We start from the raw sequence: 7,079 nt of genomic DNA on the forward strand, positions 1-7,079 counted from the left end.
GGGCGACGACTCGAAGCGGGCCACCGTGGTCCGCGGGGAGGTCGTCGCCGTCGTAGCCCCAGACGAACATCACTTCGTCCCGCATACACTGCTCAAGCGAGAGGTTCGTCGTGTAGCCGTCCATCGCGTGAAACATGACGTGGACCGCATCCTCGGTGACGCCCGCTTCTTCCGCGAGCGTCGGGAACGTGACGCCTTCGAACTCGCAGTCGAACTTACTCCACCCAGTGACGCAGTGGAAATCCTGAATCTGCGTCTCCGACGGGAGGTCGCGAAACTCGTCAAAAGAGAGGTCGAGCTGATTTTCGACTGCTCCCCACACCTCGAACGACCACGTTTCCGGGTCCCACGAGGGCGTCCCGCTCTTCGAGAGAACCGGGAATCCTTGCGTCTCGCGTTGACCCGGCGGGAGTCGATCCCCGTCGAACTCCTCGTAGAGATGAGTCACGTCTTTGGGCATGCCCGAACCTTCGACCCGACGCACCTATCAGTAACGACTCCGGGCTCGTTCGATTGGTACGACTTCGGGCTGACTGGATTCGCTCGACTTCGAACCGAACTCGATTACGACGGAACACCACGCCTCCCCGAGTATCGGTTTCCACAATCATACCACTACAGAATACCGGACCTTCGTATTCTTCGAGATGAACTTCAGGAAACCCTATTGTCCCCCCGGTAGAGTTATATACGGCCCTTCCAAACCGACGGACGTTCAGATGCCCAAAGTAGAGATTACCGTACCGGAACACCTGGAGATGCAGATCGTGCAGCTCGTCGAACAGGGCGAGTTTGTCAACCGTGACGAGGCCATCGAGGACCTGCTTTCGACTGGCATCCGCGCGTACAAGACGAGCGGTCCGATGTCCGACGAGGACCGTGCATTCGAAGACGACGGCATGATGGGCCACGAAGACGAATACGTCTTCTGAGCCGAATGACAGTAACCCCCAATAACTCTTAAACCGCTCTCTCGCCTAACGAACTCTCATGCACAAGGACGAACTGCTGGAGCTGCACGAACAGATGGTTATCATCAAGGACCACTTCTCCGCTCGCGACCACGTCGATTCGAGTCTGTTCGACCCGTACGATGAACTCGGCGTCGAACCGTCGCACGTCCACAAATCCAAGAGCGAACACAAACACGCTGTCTTCGTGCTCGGGAACGCGCTCGCCACCGCGATGAGCGACGACGAGTTCTCGAGTGCCGGCCGCGTCGGCAAGCGGATGGAAGAACTGGCCGACGACGCCGAAGGCAAAATTTGAGCGACGGGTTCGCCCGCTTGCACCTTCCGAGCGGAGCTTGCTACTACCGTATTCGTGTCTCCTGCTAGCATATTCCAAGCAGTTCTCCGCGGGTTTCTTTATCACCCGTTCGTACGACACAGGTAGCCAATGCTAGACATCCCGGGCTGGATACCGCTCCACCGGCTCGCCGCCGTCGCCACACTTCTCGTCGCCGTCGTCGCGCTCACGCTCGCCGACCGGCCGAGCCGACTCGCGACGGCGCTCCGCCGTCGATTCCTCTTTGGGCTCCCGTGGGGAACCCTCGTGAGCGTCGGCGGTGTTCTCTTCGTCTATCTATTCGTGCAGGACGGACTGTCTTCGTGGTACCGGCCCATGGTCATCCCGTTCCGGGCGTGGTCGTACTTCTACCCGCTGGGGATGGCCACCGCCGCATTCTCGCATTCCGGTGCCGGACACCTTATCGGCAACCTCATCGGAACGCTCACGCTGGCACCGGTCGCCGAGTACGCGTGGGGACATTACCCGACCCGACGTGGGTCGACCTCGTTTGGGTCGCTCCGCGAGAACCCCTACGTTCGGGCATTCATCATCTTCCCCGGAGTCGTCTTTGGCGTCGGTCTCCTCACCTCGGTGTTCGCACTCGGTCCGGTCATCGGCTTTTCCGGCGTCGTATTCGCGTTCGCCGGGTTCGCGCTCGTCACCCGACCGCTCACGACGGTGCTCGCATTCGTCTCTGGGCGCGTCGTCAGGGTCTTCTACAACGCGATGTTGTCTCCGGAAGTCGTCTCGACAGCACGGCCAGTGTTCTCAACGCCGTGGTGGGCGCAAATCGCCATTCAGGGGCACGCAATCGGTCTCCTGTTCGGCATCCTCCTCGGTCTGTGGGTCGCCCGACAGCGGAGAGACAAGCAACTGTCGGCATTTCGAAGTTTCGCGGGCGTCCTGCTGTTCGCAATCAGCGAGTCGCTGTGGGCGGTCTACTTCTTCCGCGGCGGCGGGACGTACGTCCTCTTTCGCGCCGTCGGCTTCGCGCTCGTCGTCCTGCTCGCGTTGCTCGTCGCGCTCACCGTCTCGGCATCTGATAAGCCGCTGCGCGAGCGCGCACCGACGGGACATGCCTTTTCGGCCCGGCGCTGGCAAGTCGGCGCGGTGGTCCTCCTCCTCGTCGTCTCCGCGCTGTCGGGGCCGGCAGTGCTGTACAACTTGTTTACTGCGACCAACGACGACCTGCCCGGAGAGAGCGTATCGGTCGAGGATTACGAGGTAACCTACGCCGAGGACGTTCCGAACGGGTTGACCGCCGCGTTCGACATCGAACTGTTCGGCGAGTCGACGACGACCAACACCTCCGGCGTCATCGTCAAGAGCCAACGGCGCGGTATCTGGACGACAGCCGTCTCGAAGAATCGGTTGGCATTCGACGGCGAAACGGCCGTCAGGTTGGGCGGCCTTGGCTGGCGGGACAGAGTTACGGCGGTCCGAGACGGATACGCCGTCGTCGGGTCCGGAAACACGGCATATCGAGTGTTCCTCGTGGACGATGGGAATACGACACTCGCCTACAAGACGGAGCCAGTACGGGCCGGTCCCGTTATCTCCCGGCGCAACATCTCAGTCGTGCCGACTGCGATGGGCTACGACCTTCAGGTGTCGTCCGAAAGCGGAACCGTCAGAGGACCGATGCCGACAACGAACGTGAGCACGACGCTCGGGGGCATCCGATTCGTCCGGCAAGGGCGCTCCATTTTCGCGGAGTCTCGGGGGACGCGCGTCCGGGTCGCTCGTCAGGAATCGTACGAGTAGGCCGTCGGGGAGAGACCGGACCCACCCCCGAGATTACCACTCGATACGGAATACTTCAGCATCGAGTTCGCGGCGGTCCGCGTCGTGGAAATCGAACTGACGTTCGAGGTCGAACGTCGCACGGAACGCGTCTGTCAGTTCACCGCCCGCGTCGGCGACGAAAGATTCCACGAACTCCTTGCTCCCCTCGTTGTGGACCGAATACGATACGTCTGCGACCCGCGAAACTGCTTCGAGGAACGCTCTATCCGCGTGTTCATTGCCGCGTTGGGCACCGAACGGCGGGTTCATCAGCACGGTGATTGGTTGGTCGTCGGGAAGCGAAACCGGGAGACGAGTCGCATCGCCGCGAATCCAGTGGATGGGGGCGCTGGCACCGACGCGACGAGCGTTGTCGACTGCCGTCTCGAGCGCGTCGGGGTCGAGTTCGACGCCGACGACGCGAGCGGGAGACCTGAGTGCGGCACCGAGAGCGAGCATTCCGGTTCCGGTCCCGAGGTCGAGAACGGTCGTCCCTTCGATATCACCCCGGAGGTCCGCGAGGTGGACGAGATGCGCCGCGAGGTCCGGCGGCGTCGGATACTGTTCCAGAGAGACCTTCGGGTTCTCGAAGCCAGCGACTACCGCCAACTGCGCCTCAAGCGCGGCCTTGGTTGCCATCAGGCGTCGATGGAACCCCGAACCTCAAAAGCGACACCCTCGCGGTGGGCACGTTCGTCGAGCGCCGCGAGTGCCGAGGACACCTCGTCGGGCCGACAGCATTCGCCGACATCGACGATGACGCGTCCGACACCGAGGAAAGCGGCGGCGCGAACGTACTCGCGGAGACGGTCGGATTCCGACTGCACTGCAAACGGGTCATCCTCGCAGAATTGCGCTTCGACGGAGAGTTCAGCCGGTAGGTATCCTTCGTCGGCGAGTCCGGCCTTCAGGTCACGGAGGTGTGCGGGGGCGGTCGAACCCAGACACGATGCGTCGAGCGCGACGGGCGTGAGGTCGGTTGGGCGGCCTGCTGCGACTGCGGCTTCCACGGAGGTCGTATCGAGCGTGCTCATGATACCCACACATTTCTATTGGTTATGTATATATCTTTGTAAATGCGCAATAGTAATTTTCAGGTGTATTCTATCTCAAGATGTTCGTGACCGTGTTCTAGACTAGATACTAATGGTGGAGGGGTACGTAATCGGTCTGGGGGTCACACGCTCCAACCCCCTTTCCCCCAAAACAGCGGTCTGGGGTCGCACGGTTCCCGTTCAAAAATACACCCCCTCGCTGAGATATACGAGCAGCAGAAGACCACAATTACTGAATTACCGTACTGTCACTCGTACGTGTACGTGAGGACTTCCGTGCCGGTCGAACTCCGCACAGTGACCGTGTCACCGCCGTTGTTCCAGACTGCGCCGGAACGGCCCCAGTAAACGTCCGTTTCTGTGTCCGTCCCGGTCCCGGTGTGGAGTGTGAGTGTTGCACCGCTTGCGAGTTTCGTCCCGGTAGCGAAGGTGTACGTTGCTCCTGCGGCGTCCGAGATGGTCCAGCCCGAAAGGTCGATAGATTCGTCGCCGTCGTTTCGCAGCGTTACGTACTCGCCGTTGAGATTGTCGTTGTCGTTGCCGGGCGCGTCGGCGACGACGGAGACTGACAGTCCGTCGTCGGTCGCCGTATTCTCGCCGCTAGCTGTCGAGCCTTCAGTTGCGCAGGACCAGAGACCCACACCGCCCTCGCGGGCCTCGCGCTCGGCACGTTCGTAGCGCTCGCGCTCCTCGAAGGAACTGTCGTAGAATCGAGCGTGGCCGTCGGTGATGAGGTCGTAATTGAACTCCGACCCGTCGACGACGACGTAGGCGAGGATTCTCCCGTAGTAGCCCCGCTTGCCCGCTTTCTCGTCGTATCGGAGTTCGACGGTCTCGTCCGAGAGCCGGGATTTCGCATAGGCACTCGCATCGTCTCCGGCCGCACCGAGACACGCCTTCCCCGCGTCGGTTTCGGGGATACCTTCGAACTCGTCGGGCGTGTTTTCGCCGTACACTTCGGGAGTATCGACGCCGAGGAGGCGAATCGTCTCGCGGGAACCGTTCGGCATGACGACTTTAATCGTATCTCCGTCGACGACTTCGACAACGTCGACTGTGACATCACCCGATGCGGAGGGAGTCAACGACTGTGTCTGTGGTGTCGTCTCGGCGGCCGTCATCTCAGTTGTGGTCGGTTCAGCGCTCGGCGAATCAGGGGAATCGGAGCCAGCGCCACCCGTGCCAGCACACCCTGCGAGGACCACAAACAGTGCAATGACGAGCGTTACGGTAGTACGTCTGACCATTTGATTCACCGTTTGTCAGGGAACCGTATAAGTAGGTGAGTCGGACAGCTTCGAAGCCGAGCGCCACGAATCGCAAGACGGCGTCCTTTATCAGATTTCTGTTACAAAGGTTTAAATTCACGCTCCACCAGAAACCTTTTAATGGAACGTCCGAGCCGGCAGCGTCAGCGAGAGGAGGCAACGGCACAAGAGGACGAGCAAGTCAACTGCCCGGAGTGCGGGTCGGACCAGATCGTCACAGACGCAGATCAGGGGGAGTTAGTGTGTGACGACTGTGGTCTCGTTCTCGATGAGCGACAAATCGACCGCGGGCCAGAGTGGCGCGCGTTCAATCACTCCGAACGCCAATCGAAGTCGCGCGTCGGCGCACCAATCACCGAGACGATGCACGACCGCGGGTTGACGACGACCATCGACTGGAAGGACAAAGACGCCTACGGTCGGTCACTCTCGTCCGAGAAGCGATCCCAGATGCACCGTCTTCGAAAATGGCAAGAGCGAATTCGAACCAAGGACGCCGGCGAGCGTAACCTGCAGTTCGCACTCAGCGAAATCGACCGCATGGCGTCCGCGCTCGGCGTCCCGCGTTCGGTACGCGAGGTCGCATCCGTCATTTATCGTCGCGCGCTCAACGAGGACCTGATTCGCGGGCGCTCCATCGAGGGTGTCGCCACATCGGCGCTCTACGCCGCCTGCCGTCAGGAAGGCATCCCGCGCTCGCTCGACGAAGTCGCCGAAGTGTCGCGCGTCCCGCAGAAGGAAATCGGCCGCACGTATCGCTACATCTCGCAAGAACTCGGGCTGGAACTCAAGCCCGTCGACCCGAAGCAGTTCGTTCCGCGGTTCGCCTCCGCGCTCGAACTCTCCGAGGAGGTGCAGGCGAAGGCGACCGAAATCATCGACGTTTCCGCAGAACAGGGCCTGCTCTCCGGCAAGTCGCCGACCGGATTCGCCGCCGCAGCAATCTACGCGGCGTCGCTTCTCTGCAACGAGAAGAAGACCCAGCGCGAAGTCGCAGATGTCGCGCAGGTCACCGAAGTCACCATCCGGAACCGCTATCAGGAACAGATTGAAGCGATGGGCTTCCGCTAAACCGCACCGCACCGCACCGTTACTCCGCGCCGCAGCGTTTCAGTTTTTCACGAAGACCACAATCGGACGGTCCCAGAGACCGGTGTCGTAGTTGTGAGCCACGTAGCCGTCGAGCTTCGGCGCTAACGTCCCACGCTCCGATGCGGGTGCGATGACGACCGGAGGGACGGACGACTGTTGTTTAAACGCGGAGAGGTTCGTTGTCGATGTCGTGTCGGCACCGATTCGCTCCACGTACCACGCCATCGGCAGTCGTTCACCCCACTTCTTGGGGACCGGTGGGTAGTCAGCCGCGCCGTCCGAGACGTACATCGAACTGCCGTAGTAGAGCACTTCTACGTCCGAATCGTCGGTCGGACCGACCCACGCAGAGAGGTTGTCGCGGAACGCGGTGAAGTCGCTCGACGGCTGTCCGTAGTGTGCGAGTTTAGTGTCACGGTCGCTCGGGGCGTATACCTCGGTTGTCGCGACCGCACCAGTCTGTGCGACGAGTGCGAGCAAGATGAGGAGTGCCGCGGCGACGCGAGGCGTATCCCTGCTGTCGAACGCCTGTCTTCCCCACCGGACGAGTGCCGCGAGGCCGACCGCCGCCGGGATGGCGAGCGGGACG

At 61.5% G+C, this 7,079-nt stretch carries 8 protein-coding genes and 1 pseudogene; 4 read left to right on the forward strand and 5 right to left on the reverse strand.

Annotation, left to right across the window (positions count from 1 at the left end; genetic code table 11):
• The coding region (locus QT222_RS09820; RefSeq protein WP_491477057.1) for a molybdopterin-dependent oxidoreductase at positions 1-460 on the reverse strand (460 nt) is incomplete at its 3' end.
• A 259-nt stretch (positions 461-719) separates the two neighbouring features.
• Between QT222_RS09820 and QT222_RS09825 the strand changes: the two genes are divergently transcribed.
• The 3 genes from QT222_RS09825 to QT222_RS09835 all read left to right on the forward strand — a co-directional run bounded on the left by QT222_RS09825 (position 720) and on the right by QT222_RS09835 (position 3,054).
• Positions 720-932, forward strand: coding sequence for a ribbon-helix-helix domain-containing protein (locus QT222_RS09825; protein WP_004056919.1), 213 nt, complete (start codon positions 720-722; stop codon positions 930-932).
• Positions 933-990: 58 nt separating this feature from the next.
• On the forward strand, positions 991-1,269 hold the full coding sequence (locus tag QT222_RS09830; RefSeq protein WP_004056918.1) for a UPF0058 family protein: 279 nt from the start codon (positions 991-993) through the stop codon (positions 1,267-1,269).
• A 129-nt stretch (positions 1,270-1,398) separates the two neighbouring features.
• Positions 1,399-3,054: a rhomboid family intramembrane serine protease gene (locus QT222_RS09835; protein WP_491477058.1), complete on the forward strand. Its 1,656-nt coding sequence runs from the start codon at positions 1,399-1,401 to the stop codon at positions 3,052-3,054.
• Positions 3,055-3,087: 33 nt separating this feature from the next.
• Here QT222_RS09835 and QT222_RS09840 read toward each other — a convergent pair whose 3' ends face one another.
• The 3 genes from QT222_RS09840 to QT222_RS09850 form a co-directional block, all read right to left on the reverse strand.
• Positions 3,088-3,714, reverse strand: a complete 627-nt coding sequence (locus QT222_RS09840) for an METTL5 family protein (RefSeq protein WP_004056916.1) — start codon at positions 3,712-3,714, stop codon at positions 3,088-3,090.
• Positions 3,714-4,109, reverse strand: a complete 396-nt coding sequence (locus QT222_RS09845) for a DUF7961 family protein (RefSeq protein ID WP_004056915.1) — start codon at positions 4,107-4,109, stop codon at positions 3,714-3,716. The genes QT222_RS09840 and QT222_RS09845 overlap by 1 nt, the downstream gene beginning before the upstream one ends.
• Positions 4,110-4,378: 269 nt before the next feature.
• A complete protein-coding gene (locus QT222_RS09850) occupies positions 4,379-5,377 on the reverse strand; it encodes a lamin tail domain-containing protein (RefSeq protein ID WP_491477059.1) in 999 nt (332 codons plus the stop codon).
• Between the two features lie 141 nt (positions 5,378-5,518).
• On the opposite strand from QT222_RS09850, the gene QT222_RS09855 reads away from it, so the two are divergent.
• A complete protein-coding gene (locus QT222_RS09855) occupies positions 5,519-6,469 on the forward strand; it encodes a transcription initiation factor IIB (RefSeq protein WP_004056913.1) in 951 nt (316 codons plus the stop codon).
• 39 nt (positions 6,470-6,508) lie between these two features.
• On the opposite strand, the pseudogene QT222_RS09860 reads toward QT222_RS09855, so the two are convergent.
• Positions 6,509-7,079, reverse strand: a pseudogene (locus QT222_RS09860) (flippase activity-associated protein Agl23); the annotation flags it as partial.

The organism is Haloferax sp. s1 (assembly GCF_058382125.1).